24 protein-coding genes and 1 pseudogene are annotated in these 20,863 nt (G+C 65.9%); 12 read left to right on the forward strand and 13 right to left on the reverse strand.

The window, feature by feature from the left end; genetic code table 11:
- Positions 1 to 243: 243 nt before the first annotated feature.
- Positions 244 to 627 (reverse strand): DUF5313 family protein, encoded by a 384-nt coding sequence (locus OG716_RS15365; RefSeq protein WP_405138299.1) that lies wholly within the window; start codon positions 625 to 627, stop codon positions 244 to 246.
- A 224-nt stretch (positions 628 to 851) separates the two neighbouring features.
- On the opposite strand from OG716_RS15365, the gene OG716_RS15370 reads away from it, so the two are divergent.
- The 3 genes from OG716_RS15370 (at position 852) to OG716_RS15380 (ending at position 4,578) form a co-directional block, all read left to right on the forward strand.
- Positions 852 to 2,372: a catalase gene (locus OG716_RS15370; RefSeq protein ID WP_405138300.1), complete on the forward strand. Its 1,521-nt coding sequence runs from the start codon at positions 852 to 854 to the stop codon at positions 2,370 to 2,372.
- 31 nt (positions 2,373 to 2,403) lie between these two features.
- The gene (locus OG716_RS15375) at positions 2,404 to 3,534 is read left to right on the forward strand and encodes a glutamate--cysteine ligase (protein ID WP_405138301.1); all 1,131 of its coding nucleotides are present in this window, start codon (positions 2,404 to 2,406) and stop codon (positions 3,532 to 3,534) included.
- A gap of 72 nt (positions 3,535 to 3,606) precedes the next feature.
- Entirely contained in the window at positions 3,607 to 4,578 is a 972-nt protein-coding gene (locus OG716_RS15380; RefSeq protein ID WP_405138302.1) for an iron-containing redox enzyme family protein, read from the forward strand.
- A gap of 14 nt (positions 4,579 to 4,592) precedes the next feature.
- Here OG716_RS15380 and OG716_RS15385 read toward each other — a convergent pair whose 3' ends face one another.
- Positions 4,593 to 4,874 (reverse strand): CDGSH iron-sulfur domain-containing protein, encoded by a 282-nt coding sequence (locus tag OG716_RS15385; RefSeq protein WP_405139692.1) that lies wholly within the window; start codon positions 4,872 to 4,874, stop codon positions 4,593 to 4,595.
- A gap of 105 nt (positions 4,875 to 4,979) precedes the next feature.
- Here OG716_RS15385 and OG716_RS15390 point away from each other — a divergent pair, with 105 nt between their 5' ends.
- Positions 4,980 to 5,210, forward strand: coding sequence for a hypothetical protein (locus OG716_RS15390; protein WP_405138303.1), 231 nt, complete (start codon positions 4,980 to 4,982; stop codon positions 5,208 to 5,210).
- Here OG716_RS15390 and OG716_RS15395 read toward each other — a convergent pair.
- Positions 5,192 to 6,040, reverse strand: coding sequence for a YbfB/YjiJ family MFS transporter (locus OG716_RS15395; protein WP_405139694.1), 849 nt, complete (start codon positions 6,038 to 6,040; stop codon positions 5,192 to 5,194). The genes OG716_RS15390 and OG716_RS15395 overlap by 19 nt on opposite strands.
- Positions 6,041 to 6,507: 467 nt before the next feature.
- Positions 6,508 to 6,834: pseudogene (locus tag OG716_RS15400) on the reverse strand (LysR family transcriptional regulator); the annotation flags it as partial.
- Between the two features lie 700 nt (positions 6,835 to 7,534).
- On the opposite strand from OG716_RS15400, the gene OG716_RS15405 reads away from it, so the two are divergent.
- Together OG716_RS15405 and OG716_RS15410 are read left to right on the forward strand one after the other, a co-directional pair.
- Positions 7,535 to 7,822 carry a hypothetical protein gene (locus OG716_RS15405; RefSeq protein WP_405138304.1) on the forward strand — a complete coding sequence of 96 codons (288 nt, stop codon included), beginning with the start codon at positions 7,535 to 7,537 and terminating at the stop codon, positions 7,820 to 7,822.
- A 163-nt stretch (positions 7,823 to 7,985) separates the two neighbouring features.
- The gene (locus OG716_RS15410; RefSeq protein ID WP_405138305.1) at positions 7,986 to 8,489 is read left to right on the forward strand and encodes a hypothetical protein; all 504 of its coding nucleotides are present in this window, start codon (positions 7,986 to 7,988) and stop codon (positions 8,487 to 8,489) included.
- Between the two features lie 133 nt (positions 8,490 to 8,622).
- On the opposite strand, the gene OG716_RS15415 is transcribed toward OG716_RS15410, so the two are convergent.
- Positions 8,623 to 8,883 (reverse strand): hypothetical protein, encoded by a 261-nt coding sequence (locus tag OG716_RS15415; protein WP_405140320.1) that lies wholly within the window; start codon positions 8,881 to 8,883, stop codon positions 8,623 to 8,625.
- A 15-nt stretch (positions 8,884 to 8,898) separates the two neighbouring features.
- Between OG716_RS15415 and OG716_RS15420 the strand changes: the two genes are divergently transcribed.
- On the forward strand, positions 8,899 to 9,255 hold the full coding sequence (locus OG716_RS15420; protein WP_405139696.1) for a GPP34 family phosphoprotein: 357 nt from the start codon (positions 8,899 to 8,901) through the stop codon (positions 9,253 to 9,255).
- Between the two features lie 140 nt (positions 9,256 to 9,395).
- Here the strand turns inward: OG716_RS15420 and OG716_RS15425 are convergent, their stop codons facing one another.
- Entirely contained in the window at positions 9,396 to 10,085 is a 690-nt protein-coding gene (locus OG716_RS15425; protein ID WP_405138306.1) for a GntR family transcriptional regulator, read from the reverse strand.
- A gap of 89 nt (positions 10,086 to 10,174) precedes the next feature.
- Here OG716_RS15425 and OG716_RS15430 point away from each other — a divergent pair, with 89 nt between their 5' ends.
- Both OG716_RS15430 and OG716_RS15435 read left to right on the forward strand, forming a co-directional pair.
- Positions 10,175 to 10,708: a YbhB/YbcL family Raf kinase inhibitor-like protein gene (locus tag OG716_RS15430; RefSeq protein WP_405138307.1), complete on the forward strand. Its 534-nt coding sequence runs from the start codon at positions 10,175 to 10,177 to the stop codon at positions 10,706 to 10,708.
- 58 nt (positions 10,709 to 10,766) lie between these two features.
- Positions 10,767 to 11,609 carry an SDR family NAD(P)-dependent oxidoreductase gene (locus OG716_RS15435; protein WP_405138308.1) on the forward strand — a complete coding sequence of 281 codons (843 nt, stop codon included), beginning with the start codon at positions 10,767 to 10,769 and terminating at the stop codon, positions 11,607 to 11,609.
- Between the two features lie 30 nt (positions 11,610 to 11,639).
- Here OG716_RS15435 and OG716_RS15440 read toward each other — a convergent pair whose 3' ends face one another.
- Positions 11,640 to 11,777, reverse strand: a complete 138-nt coding sequence (locus OG716_RS15440) for a hypothetical protein (RefSeq protein WP_405138309.1) — start codon at positions 11,775 to 11,777, stop codon at positions 11,640 to 11,642.
- Between the two features lie 85 nt (positions 11,778 to 11,862).
- On the opposite strand from OG716_RS15440, the gene OG716_RS15445 reads away from it, so the two are divergent.
- On the forward strand, positions 11,863 to 12,114 hold the full coding sequence (locus OG716_RS15445) for a hypothetical protein (protein WP_405138310.1): 252 nt from the start codon (positions 11,863 to 11,865) through the stop codon (positions 12,112 to 12,114).
- A gap of 173 nt (positions 12,115 to 12,287) precedes the next feature.
- Here the strand turns inward: OG716_RS15445 and OG716_RS15450 are convergent, their stop codons facing one another.
- The gene (locus OG716_RS15450) at positions 12,288 to 12,623 is read right to left on the reverse strand and encodes an Lsr2 family protein (RefSeq protein WP_405138311.1); all 336 of its coding nucleotides are present in this window, start codon (positions 12,621 to 12,623) and stop codon (positions 12,288 to 12,290) included.
- Between the two features lie 447 nt (positions 12,624 to 13,070).
- Positions 13,071 to 13,454 carry a hypothetical protein gene (locus OG716_RS15455; RefSeq protein ID WP_405138312.1) on the reverse strand — a complete coding sequence of 128 codons (384 nt, stop codon included), beginning with the start codon at positions 13,452 to 13,454 and terminating at the stop codon, positions 13,071 to 13,073.
- Positions 13,455 to 13,828: 374 nt separating this feature from the next.
- Here OG716_RS15455 and OG716_RS15460 point away from each other — a divergent pair, with 374 nt between their 5' ends.
- Positions 13,829 to 14,593 carry an SDR family oxidoreductase gene (locus tag OG716_RS15460; RefSeq protein WP_355127662.1) on the forward strand — a complete coding sequence of 255 codons (765 nt, stop codon included), beginning with the start codon at positions 13,829 to 13,831 and terminating at the stop codon, positions 14,591 to 14,593.
- A 56-nt stretch (positions 14,594 to 14,649) separates the two neighbouring features.
- Here OG716_RS15460 and OG716_RS15465 read toward each other — a convergent pair whose 3' ends face one another.
- The gene (locus OG716_RS15465; RefSeq protein ID WP_405138313.1) at positions 14,650 to 15,579 is read right to left on the reverse strand and encodes a hypothetical protein; all 930 of its coding nucleotides are present in this window, start codon (positions 15,577 to 15,579) and stop codon (positions 14,650 to 14,652) included.
- 92 nt (positions 15,580 to 15,671) lie between these two features.
- Here OG716_RS15465 and OG716_RS15470 point away from each other — a divergent pair, with 92 nt between their 5' ends.
- Positions 15,672 to 16,781 (forward strand): lycopene cyclase family protein, encoded by a 1,110-nt coding sequence (locus OG716_RS15470; RefSeq protein ID WP_405138314.1) that lies wholly within the window; start codon positions 15,672 to 15,674, stop codon positions 16,779 to 16,781.
- 67 nt (positions 16,782 to 16,848) lie between these two features.
- Here OG716_RS15470 and alc read toward each other — a convergent pair whose 3' ends face one another.
- Genes alc through gcl form a run of 3 tightly spaced genes read right to left on the reverse strand, consistent with a single transcriptional unit; the run spans position 16,849 to position 20,863 of the window.
- The gene (gene alc / locus OG716_RS15475) at positions 16,849 to 17,871 is read right to left on the reverse strand and encodes an allantoicase (RefSeq protein ID WP_405138315.1); all 1,023 of its coding nucleotides are present in this window, start codon (positions 17,869 to 17,871) and stop codon (positions 16,849 to 16,851) included.
- Positions 17,872 to 17,885: 14 nt separating this feature from the next.
- Positions 17,886 to 19,064, reverse strand: coding sequence for a glycerate kinase (locus OG716_RS15480; protein ID WP_405138316.1), 1,179 nt, complete (start codon positions 19,062 to 19,064; stop codon positions 17,886 to 17,888).
- The gene (gene gcl / locus OG716_RS15485) at positions 19,061 to 20,863 is read right to left on the reverse strand and encodes a glyoxylate carboligase (RefSeq protein ID WP_405138317.1); all 1,803 of its coding nucleotides are present in this window, start codon (positions 20,861 to 20,863) and stop codon (positions 19,061 to 19,063) included. Before gcl ends, OG716_RS15480 begins: the two co-directional genes overlap by 4 nt.

Here is a 20,863-nt window from a genome sequence, read left to right on the forward strand (position 1 = left end):
GATCACAGAATTCCAGAATTTCACTGACGAGCCTCGGAACAATTACACGACCGCCACCACGCATATCCGCGCCTCCGATTCCACGAATAACACTGTGTGAAGTGCGGATTCGACGCTACCTCGCGAACGTCCGCCAATCCGGATTCGATACCGAGACGAAACAATCGAACATCCAGGCGAGAAGATATGTGACCGAATGAATTCGACGTCACGGCGCGTCTCGGGCGGAAGGATTGCGTGTCGTCAGTGCGGATGGTTGTGGGCGTAGCGAACCCGCTCCAGGTCGGTGGCGTGCAGGACTCCGGGCGCGTCCAGGTCCGCGGGCAGACCGTGCTGGGCCAGCCGGTAGGCGCGATTCGGGGCCATATAGGCCGCGCAGTAGAACAGGGCCAGGATCAGCGCCAGCAGTGTCATGGCGCCGCGCAGCCACAGCGGCCCGGGGAACAGCAGCAGGAAGACGGCGAAGATCGGCAGGAACGGAACCATCCCGCGCACGAGATGCCTTGTGTACGCGTGCTTTCCGGTCAGGTCATGCAGTACCCAGCCGCGCAGATCTTCCGGCATGGGACGACCGACGGTGTACCCCAGCCACTCCGGGAAGGTGGGGCGACGGCGCTGACAGGTCATGATCGGCTCCTCTCATCCGCTGCATCGGCGGGCTCCCTTCGAGCGTGCCCCCGACGCCGTCCACCCGGTAGCCCATCACTCTCTATGCAGTCATAGCCCGAATCTATGAGTTGCGGCAACTACCCCGCGAGCACCGACGACCCTTGTTTGATCGTGCCGATACGGGCTATTCGCGCATTGGCACGCCGTCGCTCCGACACCAGGTTGGGTAGAGAAGGAGAAACATGTCCGAGCCGAACTTCACCACCGACGACGCCGGTATTCCGGTACCCAGTGATGAACACTCGCTGACCGTCGGCCCCGACGGCCCGATCCTGCTTCACGATGCCTATCTGATCGAGAAGATGGCGGCCTTCAACAGGGAGCGGGTGCCCGAACGACAGCCGCACGCCAAGGGCGGCGGCGCGTTCGGGGAATTCGAGGTGACCAACGACGTCAGCGCCTACACCAAGGCCGCGGTCTTCCAGCCCGGCGCGAAGACGGAGGTGCTGGCCAGATTCTCCACCGTCGCCGGCGAGCGCGGCAGCCCGGATACGTGGCGGGACCCGCGCGGATTCGCCCTCAAGTTCTATACCGAGCAGGGCAATTTCGACCTGGTGGGCAACAACACCCCGGTCTTCTTCGTGCGCGATCCGATGAAGTTCCAGGACTTCATCCGTTCGCAGAAGCGCCGCGCCGACAACAATCTGCGCGATCACGATATGCAGTGGGACTTCTGGACACTGTCACCGGAATCAGCACATCAGGTGACCTGGTTGATGGGCGATCGCGGCATTCCGCGTACCTGGCGGCATATGAACGGCTACTCCAGTCACACCTACCTGTGGGTCAATGCCGAGGGCGAACGGTTCTGGGTGAAATACCACTTCATCACCGATCAGGGCATCGAATTCTTCACCCAGGACGAGGGTGATCAGATGGCCGCCATGGACACCGACTACCACACGCGGGATCTGTGGGAGGCGATCGGCGGCGGCGACTTCCCGAGCTGGACGCTGAAGATGCAGATCATGCCGTTCGATGACGCGAAGACCTACCGTTTCAATCCCTTCGATCTCACCAAGGTCTGGCCGCACGGCGACTATCCGCTGATCGAGGTCGGCCGAATGACGTTGAACCGCAATCCCGCCGACTATCACACCGAGATCGAACAGGCTGCCTTCGAACCGAGCAATGCCGTACCCGGCACCGGCCCGAGCCCGGACAAGATGCTCCTGGGCCGGTGGTTCTCCTACCCGGATGCGCATCGGCACCGGATCGGCGCCAATTACAAAGAGCTACCGGTCAATTCACCGCACGCCACCACCGTCCGGTCCTACACCAAGGACGGCGCGATGCGGCACCACAACCCGGGAGATCCTGTCTACGTACCCAATTCGAAGGGCGGACCCCATGCCGACCCTGCTGTTTCCGGGGAGCCGGTGGGCTGGCATACCGACGGCGAAATGGTGCGCGTGGCATACACGCCGCGCAAGGACGATGACGATTGGGGCCAGGCCGGAACGATGGTTCGCGAAGTTCTCGACGACGATGCCCGCACCCGGCTGGTCGACAATATCGTCGGTCACCTCCTCAATGGCGTGACCGCACCGGTCTTGGCCCGGGCCTTCGAGTACTGGCGCAATGTCGACAAGGATCTGGGCGATCGCATCGAAGCGGGGGTGCAGAACAAACAGCACGACCGTGATCCCAAGGCCGCCGGACAAGCCAATCCCGCCAGATCCTCCGCACAGCACAAAGCCTGAGGAACTCAGACCTCGGCAGAAGGCGGAACCGATGAACCATGGGCGCACAGTGGGATTCGAGGAGGAGTTTCTCCTGGTCGACGCCACCGGAGTTCCGACACCGGAGGCGGATCTGGTTCTGGGTCGGCTGCGCGCCGATCTCGATCCCGGCGCATCCGAGAGGTTCAAACCGGAACTGCAGAAAGTTCAGATCGAATCGGTATCGGGCGTCCACACCGGCATGAAAGGGCTGCGCTCTGATCTGAGCACCGCCCGGCAACGACTCGGGGCCGCGGCCGATCAATGCGACCTGGCGGTGCTGCCGGTCGGAACAGCACCGGCCTGCGGCGCTCCAGAGGACGTCACCACGCACAGTCGATATGAACGGATTCACCAGCGGTACGGGGAAATGACGCGCACCTACACCGCGTGCGGGGCTCATGTGCATGTCGGCGTCGACAGCGCGGAGCAAGCCGTCGCCGTGGTGAATCACCTGCGGCCCTGGCTGCCGATTCTGGTCGCGATCGGCGCCAATTCACCATTCCACAATGGCCGCGATTCCGGTTACAGCTCCTGGCGGATCGCGGAACAGGCCCGGTTTCCCGGTGCCGGCCTACCGCCGTTCTCGCGTTCAGCAGACGAATATCGCGAGCGGATAGCAATCCTCATGGAGTGCGGTGTCCTCATCGACGACCATATGTCGTTCTGGATGGCGCGGCCCTCCGACGCTTATCCCACCGTAGAAGTGCGCGCAGTGGACACCGCCGCGACCGTCGACGACGCCGTCCTGCAGGCGCTGCTGACCCGGGGTCTGGTGCACACCGCGATTCGCAAGCTGGAAGCCGGAATCGAAGGACCCCCTATCGATGATCAGATTGCCGCGGCCGCGGTGTGGGCGGCGGCTCGCTATGGTCTCGACGGACCGGCGATCGATCCGATCGAGCAAAGGCAAGTGCCCGCGGTGCAGATGGTGAAAAACCTGACCGAATGGATCGCCGACGAACTCGAGGAAGTCGGCGACACCACTGAGGCGACGCGACTGCTGACCGCAGTGCACCAGCATGGCACCGGTGCCACCCGGCAACGTATCGCTGCGGCGTCCGGCCTCCCGGGGCTCGTCGAATCCTTTCGGCTGACAAGCGAATTCGCCCTCGCGGAACTGAGCCTCGAAGCAGGAGCGTGATCAACGATGACCAACGTCCAGCAATACCCGGCGCAGTCAACGCTGAACGATGTCCTTCACAAGCCTCGGCGCTTGCCCGTGCCGCGGGGCGAGTTGTCCGCGGCGGTCGTGAACGTGCTGCGCACCGCACCACCCACCCGCACCCCACTACCCCACCCCGGCAACGCCGACCCCTATGGCGATGATCTGCAATTGGCGCTGCATCTCTGCTACGAGTTGCACTATCAGAGTTTTCACGCCGTGGACTCCGCCTGGGAATGGGACCCTGATCTGCTGCGTTTTCGCGCTGCCATAGAACAGCCGTTCCTGGATGCGCTGCGCGGCAGCGTGGCTGGTGGCTCCGATGTGCAACAGGAATTCCGGGCGCTGCTGGCGTCGCCTGCCGATGATTCGGGCATCGCGGGTTATCTCCTCACCGAAGGAGATCACGAGCAGCTCCGCGAATTCTTCGTGCACCGTTCGATTTACCATCACAAGGAAGGCGACCCGCATGCGTGGGTGATCCCCCGTCTGCGAGGCCAGGAGAAGGCATCCCTGGTCGCGGTCGAGTTCGATGAATTCGGCGGGGGGCGCGGTGACCGCATCCACGCTCAGCTGTATGTGAACCTCATGGCCGCAGCCGGTTTGAACACCGAGTATCTGCATTACCTCGACGCTGTCCCGGCTCCGATGCTGGCCATCGTGAACATGATGTCGCTGTTCGGGCTGCATCGGGAACACCGTGGTGCACTGGTCGGACACCTCGCCGCAGCCGAGATCACCTCCTCACCCGGGGCGCGCCGGATGATCGCCGCGCTCGAAAGGCTCGGTGCCGCACCAGAGTGCCTGATTTTCTATGCGGAGCATGTCGAAGCGGACGCGGTGCATGAACAGGTGATGCGCCACGACGTGGTCGCCAATCTGCTCGCTCGCGAACCGGGGCTCACCGAATCGGTTGTGCTCGGTATCCAGGCCACCAATCTGCTCGAGGACCGCTTCAGCCGGCATACGCTCGATAGCTGGCGCGCGGGGCACAGCTCACTACGCCCCTCCATCACGGGCTGACGCGGTGCAGCTCCCTACTCTGCGGTGCGCCTGGCCCGCTTGCGGTGACTGGTGTCGCACAGCGGGAAACTCTTGCTGCGCCGGCACATACACAAAGCGACCAGGAATCGGTCCGAACACACCGTCGTACCATCCGCTCGCACCAATTCCACCGGCCCTTCGACCATCGCCGGGCCATCAGGACTGAGGGTGATTCGCGTACGCGGCGGCTCCGCCGAAGACGTGGTGTCCTCAGGCCTCGCCCATTCCTTCGGCATATGGTCCACCTCCTTCGTCCGGATACCCCGGCATCCCATCCGCAATCGCACCGGAGCAATGTGTATGCGGAGAACAATGTGTGCGCAGCGGAAAAACGGGCAAACCACAACCGCAAAGTCAGTCCGGATCGACAAGGAGACGGCATGGTCGACGAAGGTGTGTATCGAGTGCGGTTCTCGCCGTTGTGCCCCGCTGTCACTGACGCGGAGACCTTTCGCGTTCAGCTCAGAGCACTGGGTGGAATGGTTGTCTACGGCACATATCCGGACCCATTGGTAATCGGGATCGCCGAGAACGCTATCGACCAGGTCGGGGCTCTTCCGTTCGTCGAATCCGTGGAGAGCGTCACCGACAACTACGCCGTGGAGGGGTGACCTCCGGTCACAATTTCCCGAAGCGGGAGGGCGGCGAAAGCGGCTGTGAGGACTATTGCGGACGCCAGGAGGAGGGCGGGGCGGTAACCGTTGTGCAGGAGCGGGGCGGCGAGGAGGGGGCCGCCTATCTGGCCGACCGAATAGCCGCTGGTCAAGACCGCGACCGCATGTGGCATCCGAAGGGTCGCGCCGGCGGCCAGGGCCAGCACGCTGATGCCGGCGAAGGTGCCGCCGAACAGTGCCGCGGCGGCCAATGCGGCTGCGGGACTGCCCGATAGGGCGGGGAGAGCGATGCCCAGGGATTGCAGCAGGAGCGCGGCCATCAGCAGGACCGAGCGGAAATAGCGGCGGACCAGCCAGGTCCACAGGGCCGCCGAGGGGACGGCGGCAATGCCGACGAGGACCCAGGCGCTGCTGCCGAGACCGCCCGGGGAACTCTGCTCGATGGCGGCGATCAGGAAGGTGCCGGCGATGATGTATCCGACGCCCTCCAGCGTGTAGGAGGTCGACAGTGCCGCGAACAGGCGACGCGAGGGTGTCGTAAGTGGCTGGGGCGCAACCTTGTCCGCTTCGACGGTAGCGGCGGAGTCCGGGCGCAGACGCCAGGCGGCTGCTGCGAGGATCGTCGCGAGAACAGCCGCGGCGAACCACGCTGCTCGCCACTCCGCGACCAGGCGCAGTGCGAGAACCAGCGCCCCGGATAGTGCGATGCCCGCGCCGATGCCGCGGACGGTCTGTGGAAGTACGTCACCACCCTCCAGGCGGCCCCGGGCCAGAGTGCCTACGCACCGAGGGTCCCCCTCGGTCCCGACGGCACCGGCGTTTCCGATGCCAACCTCCGCCTTCCCAGCGGTTCGGCGAACGGATTCAAGACCGGTTCATCCGGAGGCTCATCCCACGGCTGAATCACCCTGCGGCAGTTGACCACCGTGTAACCCTGTCTCCATCCGGCCGCCGGGCCGGGTGGAGACAGACTCGCATTCGCGCCGAACCAGCGCCTCATACGGGGAGGTCAGCGGGCGCGGCGCGGTGATGACCGGGTCAGATAGAACAGCAGAACTCCCAGTGCCGCACCGACACCGAGACCCACGCAGATGGTGAAGGCGCGGACGAAGTAGCCGATGCCGGAGGTGTGGAACAACTCCACGACCATGCCTTGATACAGGACCAGGCCCGGGAGCAGAGCGCCGGTGAGGATCGAGGCCGACATCGGCATGCGCAGGCGTTCGGAGGCCGCCGCGGCGGCGAATCCGAGGACGACGGCGGCGATCGAGCCGGTCCAATCCGGTGACAGGTGCGCCGTATGAATGAGGAATTGGTTGGTCGCGGCAGCGGGAATGACACCGAGCCGCAATTCGCCGGTCAATCCGGTCTGCAGCGCCACGACCTCCTGCTTGAGTGCGTCGTGATCGGCCAGGATCCGGCGCGCCCACAGCACCAGCCGCTCCCCCTCTGGCGTCAGACCCTCGAAGATCCGCCCCGCTACACCTTCGGCTCCTGCTCCTGCTCCTGCTTACGGATGGCCTCCGACAACGCCGGCTGCGACACGTAACAAGCTGCGACGGCCCGTGCGAAATGACTCCCGGGCCAGTGCGACGAAGTACCCGAGCTGGCGAAACAACATCCCGCTATTCGACCATGCCACAACCGATCTCGGGCCGACAACCAACGATGCGTCCCGTCGGTGGGCAACTCCCCGATCACTGATAGAGCTCCCCGATGGTCGCGAACTCCGGCACTCCATACCCGCAACGGGGCCCGATTTCGCCTGGCCCGGCACCGCTCATCGCCGACTCCCCTGCGACTACGCAGCGTCTGGCACCGTGCAGCAGCCATTTCCGATGTGCCGGTCATGATTTCGGTGTCCCAGTCCCAAGGACGTAGCCGATAGGAGACGCCGATCGAACACCGGGCGATTCTTGTTGAACTGCTGGCCGATCTTGGTGGAGCCTTGAACGGCAGGGGCCAGGCCAAGTGCCGCCGCCCGCAGCCCGGGCCCTGCCGCTTTTCTCGTCCGACCGAACCATGTTCCCGGCCTGCAACCGAGACCATGCGCTGTATCGGCAGCCCTGACACCCGCGGGTAACCGCTGAGCAATTCATCGCTCAGTGCATCCCGCCGGTGTCGACGCATCCTTGTTCTCCCGATCGGCTCTCGCCACACGCGGGGCGTTCGGGTCGGCCCATGGAATTCGGGGCACTCCAATCAGGGGCCCTGCTCGAGAGCCTTATGGCGCGCCCTCGGCGTAGCGTTTAGCGCGCCCATAGAGTGCGTCCCACGTAATCGCCCGGGCAACAACACTATTCACTATCATAAGGACTGCTATGTCATCTTTTTCCCGCTTGACCGCCACCGCTGCCCTCTGCGCCACACTGGCCGTCGGCGCGACCGCAGTCGCCGCTGCGGCCACGCCGGATCCGGCCGCCGCCTCGGTCGCCGATTCCGGATCCTCGAACTTCACCGGTTCCGCCGCCGCCTACGGTGTGGACCTGATCCAGATCCTTCTCCAGCAGACCGGATCCTCCGCACTGGCACGGTCGCTGGATCAGTTGGAGTGCACGCTGGGCGGGCACCAGTTCAGCGACGGCACATGCATTATCGGCGGCATCTGAACCCGTGGTAGCCGAGTCGCCGTGCGGAATTCGCTGCCGGCAAGACAGCGGTCGACCCCGGGTACCGACACGATTGGCCTGAGTCTTCGAGAGAGGCAGTGCGATGTATCCAATCTCAGCAACGACGTATCGAGATCCGCACGGCTGCTTGGTTGTTCGCTGGGTGGCCGGTCCCGAGACCGCCGTCCGGATCAGCCGCACCGAGCTGTCGATAAAATGGCACCAACCCGGAATCTGGCTGATCGCCGCCGGGGTTGCCTTGGCCCCCACGCTGGTTCTCATCATCAAGACGACCGCAGCAGCGCATCGCGAGTACAGCCCCATCGGCCATATCTGGAGCATTGCGGGAATCGTGCTGCTCTACGTCGTTGTCTTCGGCCTCGTCCTGGCGTTGTTCGCGCTGTTCAGCCGGACAGACGCCCAGCGCGGCTCGAATCGCGTACGCGCCTATGCGTTCCCGGGGGCCGCCATGCAAGCCCGCTACACCTCGAACTATATCGAGGTCACGACCGTCACCGGGATTGCACACCACCCCTATGAGGCAATCAAGCACATCCGCATCGCCGACCACACCGTAGCCTTCATCAACCGCACGGGATACCTCGTACTCCCCCGCGAATTGACTCCCGACCGCGCGATCGCAACCGTTCGAAACCCAATGCCTTGAGCCGCTGACACCTGCCCACCGGTGGCCCGCCACGGACGCGACCTTCGATATCGAGGGTCAGCCCCTATTTCGCCCGTTCACCTCCCGAGGGACCCCTCTAGTAGAGGCCGGTCCTTCTGCCGTCTCAGCGTGCTCACAGCGGACCTTCCGCAAGCTCGACCCCATGACCTCGATTGCCGATGATCTGCTGTGGCTGCTCCTCGATGACCACACCGGGGAATTTCTCGTCGACCGCGCTCACGTCGCTTTCGCCGTCGAAACGGCCACCCGACTCGACGCCGCGACACACATCGCAGATGACACCGGAGTGGCATTGCGGGGCCATGACCGACCCGGATTCGTTGGGCGGCAACGTAACAGCCTCGAGGACGCGCTCCGGCGGCTCGCCGACCATCACCTGACCTGCGCGATGCCCGCACGTCGATACGGCCTGTTCCGCCGGTGGAGTTGGCCGACACTCGACTGTCCCGGGAAATACGCGCTACGCACATCGATCCACCGTGCGCTGATCGACCCCTCGGACAGTGATCCGCGAACAGCTGTCCTCATCGCACTCCTCACCGCCGTACATGCCCTGCCCCCTCAATGCCCTGATCGGCACCCCGGAGAAGTCGATCGACTCGCGTCACGAGTCTTGCTGTCGCACCGGTCTTCCCACGGTGTTCTCGATTCAGTGCGACGCCGGATCCAACAGGACTATGCCGCCTCGTTCTGCGGAATGGTTCCCCCGATGAAGGGCCTGTTCACTGGAGGGACTACCGGTTAGTCGGCCTTCGGCATCTACGAGCCGGCTACAGTCCTGATCTGCGCAGCGGGATCGGTGAGATCGACCGCGCGTGTGGTGTCGACGATTACGGTCGGCGCCAACCATCCAACACACCACCACCGACATCGACCGTCACCGATCTATCCGGCACCTCCTTGCTCTGCCAGTGCGGCCGTCGTCAGGGTGAGGTGTCGAGTGAGTATGTCGGCAGCGGTGTCGGGGTCGCGGGCCAGCGCCGCCTCCTCCAATCGGCGATGCTCGTCAACGCCGTCGCGCTCGGGGTTGCGGTGTGCCGACCAGCGGCGGGCCAGCTCGCTCGCGACCCACAGCCGGTCGAAGGTTTCCAGTAGCACCGGGTTGCCGCACCCTTGCAGGAGGGTGCGGTGGAACACCCGATGGGCCTCGGCCCATCCTTCGCTGTAGTACTCGTCGTCCGGCGGGGTGAATGCCGGTGTGCGCGCCAAGCGGTGGTGGGCCGCTCGCACGTCGCCTTCCCAGTCGACGTCACCACGTTCGATCGACATGCGTAGCAGGACTGGCTCGATGGTCCGGCGGGCCTCCCCGATCTGTTGCCAGCGGTGAGCGGAAAAGGCTGGGACCGCGAAGCCGCGATTGGTCAGCCGTTCGGCCAGGCCCTCGCCGACGAGCCGCACCAGCGCCTCGCGCACCACCGCCAGGCTCACACCGTGTTGCCTGGCTAGATCCTGCGGCTTGAGCGCGTCACCGGGCGCGTACTCGCCGCGCATGATCGCGTTCCGCAGCTGTGCGTAGACCTGCTCGGAAAGCATCTGCTTCGGCGGCTGGGCTGGGTTGGGGATTGTCCGAGTCATCACTCGATCATAGACGATTTGACAAATCATCGATTATTTCTGTTATCGTCGATCTTGTACATCCGGTACGACTCGAAAGGCGCGACACGATGAGCGCAAACAATCCCTTCGCCGGCCTCCCCGAGGCAGCCGCATTCACGGTCACCAGCACCACGGTCAGCGACGGCGCCGCCTGGCCGCCCGCGCAGTGGTCCTCCGGCACTCCCGGCGGCAAAGACGTTTCCCCGCAGTTGAATTGGAGCGGCGCCCCAGCGGGTACCAAGAGCTACGCCGTTACCGTGTACGACCCGGATGCCCCCACCGGCTCCGGCTTCTGGCACTGGGCTGTCGCCAATATCCCGGCCACCACCACAACCCTTCCCGAGGGCATCGGAGACGACACGGGCAGTGGCTTACCGGTCGGCTCCTTCCAATTGCCGAACGACGCGCGCCTACCTCGATACATCGGTGCGGCACCCCCGGCCGGGCACGGTGAGCACCGCTATTTTGTGACCGTGCACGCTCTGGATGTGGACGACATCGGCATCGCCTCCGACTCCACGCCGGCTCTGCTCGGATTCACCATCGCGGGCCACATCCTGGGCCGAGCCACGCTCGTCGCCACAGCAGAGACAATGCGGTGATCTCGGTTCCAATCACCGGTTCCCCGCCGACGCGTACATCCGATTTCAAGGAAACACTATGAGCGACAACAATATCGACCGCATGAACGATCGAACCGTGCTGATCACGGGTGCGACGGACGGGCTCGGCCGTGAACTCGCGGTGCGACTCGGCGCAGCGGGTGCCCGGCTTATCCTGCACGGCCGCAACCCAGATCGGGCCGCAGCGGTCGCCGCCGAGGTAACTGCCGCGAGCGGATACGCTCCGCTGATCATCCTGGCCGACCTGTCGCGACTTACGGAGGTGGACCGGCTGGCCGACGAGATCATCGCCCGTACTTCGCGATTGGATGTGCTCGTGAACAATGCCGGTACCGCGGGCCGTCCGGACGGGACACGCGAACTCAGCGCCGACGGCAACGAATTACTTTGGGCGGTCAACCATTTGGCACCATATCGGCTGACACGACGACTACTTCCGCTGCTGCAGGCCTCGGCTCCGGCACGGGTGGTGAACGTAGCCTCCGCCGGGCAGCAGGAGATCGACCTCGACGATCCGACCCCCGAGCACGACTACAACGCGTATACCGCGTACTGCCGAGCCAAGCTGGCGATGATCATGGCGACCATCGAGTACGCCGCGGAACTCGACGGAACCGGTGTCACCGTGAACGCCCTGCACCCGGCCACCCTCATGGCGACAACCATGGTGCGCGAATCCGGCGCCACCCCGATCAGTACTGTCGCCGAAGGCACCGACGCGACCCTCCGACTGATCTGCGATCCGGGACTGGCGCAGACAACAGGCCGGTATTTCAACGGCACCAGGCAGGGCCATCCGCACACACAGGCCGACGATCCGAAGGCACGCCGGCACCTGCTCGAAATCAGTGACACCGCAGTCATTTCGGCGTTGGTCTGAGCGGAACGGCCGGCGCGGCGCCTCGAAAGATCAACCGGCAGGCTCCGTCCGGCGCCAGCCGTTGTCGCTGCCGTCGAAGCCGACGATGCGGATGTCATTGGGTATGTGCAGTCCTGCGTCGATGACGGCGCGGATGGTGGCGGCGGTCTGCCCGTAGGTGCCGGCCACCATTGCTTGCGGGGGGCGGGCCGGGATTGCGAATTGCGGCGCTGACCGCCACGTAGGCACCGGAGGGGGTCAGCTCGGTGCGGATGTGCGCGATGCCCGCTCCGATGACGGTGGTGACGCCGTCGAATCGCTGCCGCACAGTTTCGCGGTCGCCATGGTGGACGTCGGCCTCGGTGAAACTTCCGACGAATGTGATGTCCCCGCGCTGATGTTCATCGACGAGGTGCCGGGCGATGAGTTCGCCGGCGCGGACGTGATCGGCTCCGATGACCGGTGCGTCCACCGCGCCACAACAGTTCGGTTCCGGCGTCCGCCAGGGCGTCGAAGAATACCGTGATCGCCGCGCCCTTCTTGGCGATCGCCGTCCGGGTGGCCACGTAGAGACTGTGCTGGCTGTACGTGCCACCCTTCAGCTCGACGATGTCGGCCCTCACGCCGACCGAAAGGCTCTGATGCCGCCGAGGCGGTCGGCGCGAAGATGAAGATCGAGCACAACGGGCGATGGAGCTGTTACTTGCTCGCGCTGTGATACGCGGAAACGATGCCGGCCTGGATCCGCCCGCGGCTCGAGACCTCGTGGCCGTTCTTGCGAGCCCACTCCCGGATGGCGGCGCTCTGCTCACGGTCCACGGCCGGCCGGCCCGGGCCGCTCTTACCGTGCGACGCCCGTCCCACCTTGCGGGCGTGCACAGTCCACTGCTGGAGTTCGCTCTTCAGCCGGTCGGCGTTCGGGCCCGACAGATCGATCTCGTATTCCGCGCCGTCGAGCGCGAACAACACCGTCTCCTCCGCCTCGGACTTTCCATCGAAATCGTCAACGAGAGTCACAACGACCTTGCGTGCCATGGACAGCGTTCCCTTCGAGTAGGTGAAGACGTCGGGTGAATGCTACTGACCCCCAACTTCATCGCTCACAACCCGAGCCGATCAACCCTCAACCACCCGTACCGGACCCGCCTCTCCCGCTCGCAGCGGCTGCTGACTCCACATCCCCGTTCGCCAGATGCTCCTGCACCCTCGGCATAGGTCCCCCCGAACGACTGATCTCACCATTGGTCTACCCCACGAGCGCTGGAGTGAGGCAATAACAGCGGTCGTCGTGGCGAAACCGGGCCTATGGATTCGCCGAAGCCGCAGCTGCCGGCAAGTCCCACGACCACCGACCCGGCCGTCGGCGGCTCATGCGACGGCCGGGCGGTACCCCAGCGACTACCCCCGGGCCGGTCGGCGTCGTCGGCATTCAATCAAAGAAGCTGAGCAGCACCGGAGGACCAGGTAACGATCGCGGTCAAATCATCGGAGACCTGTCATAGAGGCGATCACGCGCGCTGCGGACGCGAGGACCGACGACGCCTGTGGCGTACCGCCGCCCGGGGCCGGCTCGTTGGCCCACTGCGAGCCGGTTCCGGAATTCGAGACCGGAAGCAGAACCCGCTGTCCACGCGCCCGCTGCACGACGCCGTACTCGACCAGGGTCGGATCGGCCCGGACCGGGCCCGGTTGCGGCGGCGCGATGCCGACGAGGAAGGTCCATCTCGTGCGGCGTGAGTCGGCGATCACCGGCACCGAGGAGAACGACAGCAGCGGTAGTACGTGCCCGCCGAGCACCGATGGCATGTCGATCGCGCCGAACTCGGCACCGCACACCAGGACGGGTTGGCACGCAGCGAATTGCACGTCCAATCGGTATCGATGCCGCAGAAGGTGTGCGATATCGAATGGTGTACAACACGATTCGAACATCTACCGGTCCCCGGCGCGACACACGGCGACATCAGACTGCGACAGCGGGCGGGGGGCAGAGATTGCCGAGAGGTTGCGATGAAAGTTCAGAATACACAGACCGATCATGCGATCGTCCGGCAAGATGCGCAGGGGCGTCCCCTGGCCTCGACCCATCGCCCTGGTCAGACCGCGTCTGCCTGAATCCGTATGTGACTGCACAGAACCCACGCTTCCTTGTGACTGCACCACCGATATGAAGTGACGGCATGAACCCCTTCATGGGGCGGAACCGCACAGGTCACGTGACTGAAGTACTGTGCCGTCACATGAGTGATGATCTGCTGGGCAAGAGTGCGCTGGTCACCGGGGCGAGCCGGGGTATCGGGTTTGCGGTGGCGTCGGAACTGTTGCGGCGCGGGGCGAACGTGGTGGTGACGGCGCGGAAGCTGGGGCCGCTGGAGGAGGCGGCCGAGGAGCTGCGGGGGCTGGGGTATGCGGGGAAGGTGGTGGCGGTCGCGGGGAACTCCGGGGAGGCCCAGGCGCGGGCCGAGCAGGTTGCCGCGGCGGTGGCGCAGTTCGGGTCGTTGGATGTGCTGATCAACAATACCGGGATCAATCCGGTGTACGGGTCGCTCATGGAGGCTGATCTCGATGCCGTGCGCAAGATCTTCGATGTGAATGTTGTTGCGGCGCTGGGGTATGTGCAGGAGGCGTACAAGGCGTGGATGGGTGAGCACGGCGGGGCCGTGGTGAATGTCGCCAGTGTCGCGGGGCTGCGGTCCACCGGGGTGATCGCCGCTTACGGTGCGTCCAAGGCTGCGCTGATTCGGCTGACCGAGGAACTGGCCTGGCAGCTCGGGCCGAATATTCGGGTGAATGCGGTGGCGCCGGGCGTGATCAAGACCAAGTTCGCGGACGCGCTGTACTCGGCCGATGAGGAAGCCGCCGCGGCGGTGTACCCGATGAAGCGGCTCGGGTCGCCGGAGGATGTGGCGGGGCTGATCGGGTTCCTGTCCTCGAGCGAGTCCTCGTGGATTACCGGCACCACCATTCGCGTGGACGGCGGGCTGCTCGCCACCGGCGGGATCTGATCGAAACGTCCGCCCCGCACCGTGATTCGGTGCGGGGAGGATGTCTGCCGGGCCGATCAGCGCCAGACGAGCGCGGCGAGCGTATCGCTGTGCCGGTACTTCAGGTACTTCTCCACGGTGGGGGCATCGACGTCGGAGGTGGCGGTCGCGAATGTGATCACCACGAACTGCGACTGGCTGCCGTCACGCCACTTACCGGTCTCCCAGTTCGAGATATAGCTGCCCGACGGCAGGTTGATGTCCTTGTCGTCGAACTGCCCCGACGCCGCCGACGCCTTGTCGGCATCGCTCATGGTGAGGATGAACTGGGTGAGCATGACCGCGCCGTTCTCCGCCTTCCACACCAGCGACGAGCCGTACTGGCAGCCCAGGCCGGTGAGTTTGCCCTTGACCTCGACCGGTGCGCAGCTGTTGTAGTCATGGCCCTCGACCCAATCGGCCTGCAGCGCCACATCACCGAGCTTGAAGTTCCAGACCTGCCCGTATTCGGAGTAGGTGAACTTGCCGCCCGCGGGCGCGCTCTTGGTGGTCGTGGTGGGCCGCGTGGTCGTGGTGCCGGTGGTGGTCGGTGCGACGGTGGTCGTCGAGGAGGCGGCGGCTTGGTTATCGGAGTTGCCGCTCCTGGTGACAACGACGATCGCGCCGACTCCGATCGCGAGCACCGCGACCACGGCGAGCACAATGCCGACGATCAGCCCGGTATTGCGGCGCGGCGGCTGCGGCGGCGGCCCGGCCGGATATCCCGGCTGCTGCGGATACCCTTGCTGCCCAACCCAACCCGGCTGCTCGACCGGCTGCTGCCAGCCCGGCTGCGCCTGCGGCTGCTGCCACGCGGGCTGTTCGCCGGGCCACCCCTGCTGCGGCTGCGCGGGTTGCACCGGCTGACCCCACCACGCCGGATCCTGCGGCGGCTGCTGACCCTGCCCCGGGCCGTACGGATCGCCTCCGAACCCTGGTCCGGACGGAGGTCCGGGGGGATACGTCATGTGTTCGCCTTTCGCGGTGTGCCGGAACCCTCCCGACCCGGCAACAAGTCATCGAACTGTATGACGCCTGTCGATCATGATCCAATCACGGCATGACCTCCGATCTACTTGTCTGCGGCCTGGGCCCAGCGGGGCGAGCCCTCGCATATCGGGCATTGCGGCAGGGCCAGTCGGTGACCGTGGTCGATCCGCAGCCCGAGCGGCAGTGGAACGCCACCTATGCCGCCTGGGCCGATGAGCTGCCGGACTGGGTTTCCGCGCAGGTGCTGGCCGCTGTGGTCGATAACCCCATTGCCTGGACGACCCGGCGCGTGGAGTTGGCGCGGCGCTATGTCGTCTTCGATACCGCACGACTGCAGGAGTCACTCGATCTCACCGGAGCCCGCATCCTGACCGATCGGGTGGCCGATATTGTCGCGCCGACACGTTCCGGGCAGCACGCGCACGATCTGCCCTCGGTGCGACTGGCGTCGGGAGCGGTGCTCCCCGCCGGCCGGGTCATCAACGCGCGCGGGGTGCCGCGCTCCCCCGCTCTGGCCGAGCAGACCGCCTACGGCGTCGTGGTGGACCGGGCGCAATGGGCCGAGCCGGAGACGCTGTTCATGGACTGGCGACAGGACAATGGCGCGGACCCGAGCGAGCCGCGCTCCTTCCTCTACGCGGTACCACTGAGCGATGACGCCGTACTCCTCGAGGAGACCTGCCTCGCCGGACGCCCGGCCCTCGACAGCACCGTGTTGCGCGACCGTCTGACGCACCGATTACGTTCGCGCGGAATCACTCTCACCGGAGAGGAACGCATCGAGCGCGTACGCTTCCCCGTCCACGGCGGCAAGCCCGGGCGCACAACCTTCGGCGCGGCAGGCGGACTACTGCATCCCGCCTCCGGCTACAGCGTCGCGACCGCCCTGCGCACCGCCGACACCCTCTCCGCCGGAGACTCGATCTGGCCGCACTCGGCACGCGCCGTACACGCGCTGCGCCTGGCCGGACTGCGCGTCCTGCTGGCACTCCCCCCGCAGGATCTCCCTGTCTTCTTCGACGCCTTCTTCACACTCCCCGCCGCACGACAGCGCGCCTACCTCTCCGGCCGCGATGATCTCCCCGGCACCGCCGCCGCCATGTCCGCGCTCTTCACGGCGCTGCCCTGGCGACTGCGCCGTACCCTCGTGCTCTCCTCAGCAGGGATCAGCAACAACTGAAAAACCCCGCGCCGGGCCTGTTGGGTAAACAGGGCCGGCGCGGGGTTGAGAGAGAGTCGCCTTCCGATCAGGAAGCGTCCCAACGAGTTTCCAGCAGGTTCGTGCCTGCCGCGGTGAGCGATCCATGGACTCGCAGTCGGCCGAGGCCGCCGTCCGGATAGATATCGAGCCGGATGTGGGTGATGGGCCGCCGGGCGTCGGCCGCTACGCGAATGCGGTGCGGGGTGTCGGGTTGAATCGTCACGCGGGGCAGCACTTCGAACCAGGCGGCGGGGTCTGTGGGCAGGGGTTCGCCTTCGGCGAGATCGATGCCCAGCAGCCGGATTTCGCCCGGAGAGTTGAAAACCAGGTTCGTGGTGTCGAGTTCGATCAACTCCGGAACACCCTGGGCCGCAAGCGCAATCACGGCCCAGTCATTGCCGTCGTCGCGGCGGCGCGCGGTTTCCCAACCCTCGGATTGGTTGCGTGCCAGGCCTGGTGCGAGCATATTGTCCGGTGCCGAATAGAACATATTCGAGCAGTCCAGGGTGCGCGCACCGTTCTCCAGTGCGGCCAGGTCCACAGTGAGCCCGGCGAGCAGAGCGGGATCGGGAACCACCTCGCCGTGCACGCGGAAGCGGGCGATACCGCCGTCCGGGAACATGTTCAGCCGGACGTGCGTGAAGATCCGCTCGTCCTCGACCGGCAACTCGTGGCGCGCGTCGCCGCCCAGCGCGGTGCGCGGCAGGATCTCCACCCATTCGGCCGAATCAAGTTCCGCCACAGCGGGATAGCCGGACACCCGGCAGGCCTCGACGGAGGCGTGCGGCGGGTAGTTCCCCTTGAACCAGGCGGTGTCGATCACCACGCCGCGCACGATACCGGGCATGCCCAGCCGCACGATGGCCCAGTCGTGGCCGGGGCCGCGGTGGCGGCGGGTCTCCCAGCCGTCGTATTCCTGCCCCTTGGTGCCGAAGGTTTCGGCGGAGAAGCGCGGCTCCCACGGATGGATGAGATTCTCGCGCTCTTCGAAGGATTCGTCGCTCGCGGCGATCACGCTGGCGCGGTAGGTGCGCAGCGCCAGATCCGGCAGGCTCGTAAAGTCCGACATCGCTTCCTTTTCGACTAGTTGGTGGTGCGGGCCGGCAGTTCACCCAGGCGGGTACCGGCGATCTGCGCGGCCAGCTGCTCCAGCAGCGCATCGGCGTTCGCAATGCACAGCTGGGGATCGGGTTCGATATCGGTGAGCGCGAAGGCGTCCTGGAAGCCGATGCGGCGCAGCACGTCCCGGGTGAGCAGCCGCTGACCGGAGACCGCCAGCACCGGCACCCCGGCCGCGACGGCGGCGCGTGCCACCCCGATCGGCGCCTTACCGTGCAGGGTCTGCCGGTCCAGACAGCCTTCCCCGGTGATCACCAGTCGGGCCCCGGCCAGCCGATCACCGAACTCGAGATGCCGAAGGATGATTTCGATCCCCGGCTCGGTGCGCGCGCCGAGAAAGGCGAGCGCGGCGAAACCGACACCGCCCGCGGCCCCGGCGCCGGGCCGTTCCGCCTTGTCGACGAAATGATCCCGCGCCGCGATCTCCGCGAACCGGGTGAGCCCGCGCTCCAATGCCTCGATATCGTCCGAGCCCGCACCCTTCTGCCCGCCGTAGACGTGTGCCGCGCCGCGCGGTCCCAGCAGCGGATTGTCGACATCGGAGGCCACGGTGATCTGTACCCGCATCAAACCGCTGGTATCGATGCGCGCCAGTCGCTGCAGCGCCACGCCGCCGGGCGGCAACTGCTCCCCGTCATCGTCGAGCAGCCGGGCGCCGAGCGCGGTGAGCATGCCCGCACCGCCATCGGTGCAGGCACTGCCGCCGAGCCCGAGCACAATTCGGCGCGCACCGCGCGATACCGCGGTCCGAATGAGTTCGCCGGTGCCGAAGCTGCTGGCGGTGCGGGCCGTGAGGGGGGTGGGCCGGTCGGGTAGTCGCCGCAGCCCGGAGGCCTCCGCGAGTTCGATGACGGCCGTATCGCCCCTCATGGCGAACGCTGCGACCACTCGATTCCCGACCGGCCCCGTGACGGCCGTCTGGAGTCCGGAGAATCCGGACGCCACCATCGCCTCGACCGTGCCGTCACCGCCGTCGGCGACCGGAATGGTCACCACGGGCAGATCGGGCCGTTCCCGCCGCAGGCCGGCCGCGATGTGCGCGGCGACCTGCCCGGCGGTCAGCGACCCTTTGAATTTGTCCGGGGCCACGATCACATGCCCCTCCTGCCAGCCGCGCCCCGCACCCCCAGGCGCGTGAATCACCCTGCACTCCCGGCAGTTTCGAGTTCCGCGAGTGCGGCGATCGAGGTGGGCGCGTCGGCGGCGGATCCGGCGAGCTCCTCGAATTCGGTGACGCTGTCGATCTCGAGGCCCATGGACACATTGGTGACACGCTCGAGAATGACCTCGACGAGAACCGGTACCTGATGTTCGGCCATGAGACGCTTGGCTTCCTCCAGCGCCGAGCCGATGCGATCGGGTTCGGTCACGCGAATCGCCTTGCAGCCCAGTCCCTCCGCCACCTTCAGGTGGTCGACGCCGTAGCCGTTGACCTCCGGGCTGTTGATGTTCTCGAAGGACAGCTGCACGTAGTAGTCCATATCGAACGCGCGCTGCGCCTGACGGATCAGCCCGAGGTACGAATTGTTCACCACCACATGGACATACGGGATCTTGAACTGTGCGCCGACCGCCAATTCCTCGATGAGGAACTGGAAGTCGTAGTCACCCGAGAGCGCGACCACCGTCGCATCCGGCAGTGCCGTCGCCACACCGAGCGCGGCGGGCAGCGTCCAGCCCAGCGGCCCGGCCTGTCCGGCATTGATCCAGTGCCGCGGCTTGTACACGTGCAGCATCTGCGCCGCCTGGATCTGCGAGAGCCCGATGGTGGTGACGTAGCGGACGTCCGGGCCGAAGGCCCGGTTCATCTCCTCGTATACCCGCTGCGGCTTGATCGGCACCGAGTCGAAGTGCGTCTTGCGCAGCAGGGTTCGCTTGCGCGCCTGGATCTGCGCGGCCCACTCGCTACGGTCCGGCAGCCGCCCGTCGAGCGCCATTTCATGCGCGACCTCGAGGAAGACCGCCAGCGCCGCACCGGCGTCGGACACGATGCCGAAATCGGCTGCGAACACCCGGCCGATCTGGGTCGGCTCGATATCGACGTGCACGAAAGTGCGGTCCCGCGTGTAGGTTTCGACACCACCGGTGTGCCGGTTGGCCCACCTGTTGCCGATGCCGAGCACGAAGTCCGACTCCAGCAGCGTGGCATTGCCGTAGCGGTGCGAGGTCTGCAGCCCGACCATGCCCGCGTGCAGGCGGTGATCGTCCGGGATGGTGCCCCACCCCATCAGCGTCGGCACCACGGGAACCCCGGTCAGTTCCGCGAATTCGACGAGCAGATCTGCCGCATCGGCATTCACCACACCGCCGCCGGCCACGATCAGCGGCCGCTCGGCCGCACAGAGCATGGTGATGGCCTTCTCCGCCTGTGCCCGCGTCGCGGCCGGCCGGTGCACATCCAGGGGCGAGTAGGTCTCGATATCGAATTCGATCTCGGCCAGCTGCACGTCGATCGGCAGGTCGATCAGGACCGGCCCGGGACGCCCGGAACGCATGAGCTGGAACGCCTTCTGGAAGGTGCCCGGCACCTGAGCCGGTTCCAGGACGGTGACCGCCCACTTGCTCACCGGTGCGGCAATGGAGGCGATATCGACGGCCTGGAAGTCTTCCTTGTGCAGCTTGGCCACCGGCGCCTGCCCGGTGATGCACAGGATCGGAATGGAATCCGCACTCGCCGCGTACAACCCGGTGATCATATCGGTGCCCGCCGGTCCGGAGGTGCCGATGCAGATGCCGATATTGCCGGGCGCGGCCCGGGTGAAGCCCTCGGCCATATGCGAGGCCGCCTCGACGTGCCGGGCCAGAATGTGCCGGATGCCGCCGTGCGCTCGCATGGCGCTGTAGAAGGGGTTGATGGCGGCGCCGGGCAGGCCGAATGCCTGTGTCGCACCCTCCTTTTCGAGAATGAGTACGGCCGCGTCCACAGCCCGCATGCGTGTCAT

It is taken from the genome of Nocardia sp. NBC_01388, assembly GCF_045040085.1.
In the GTDB taxonomy this organism is placed as follows: Bacteria; Actinomycetota; Actinomycetes; order Mycobacteriales; family Mycobacteriaceae; genus Nocardia.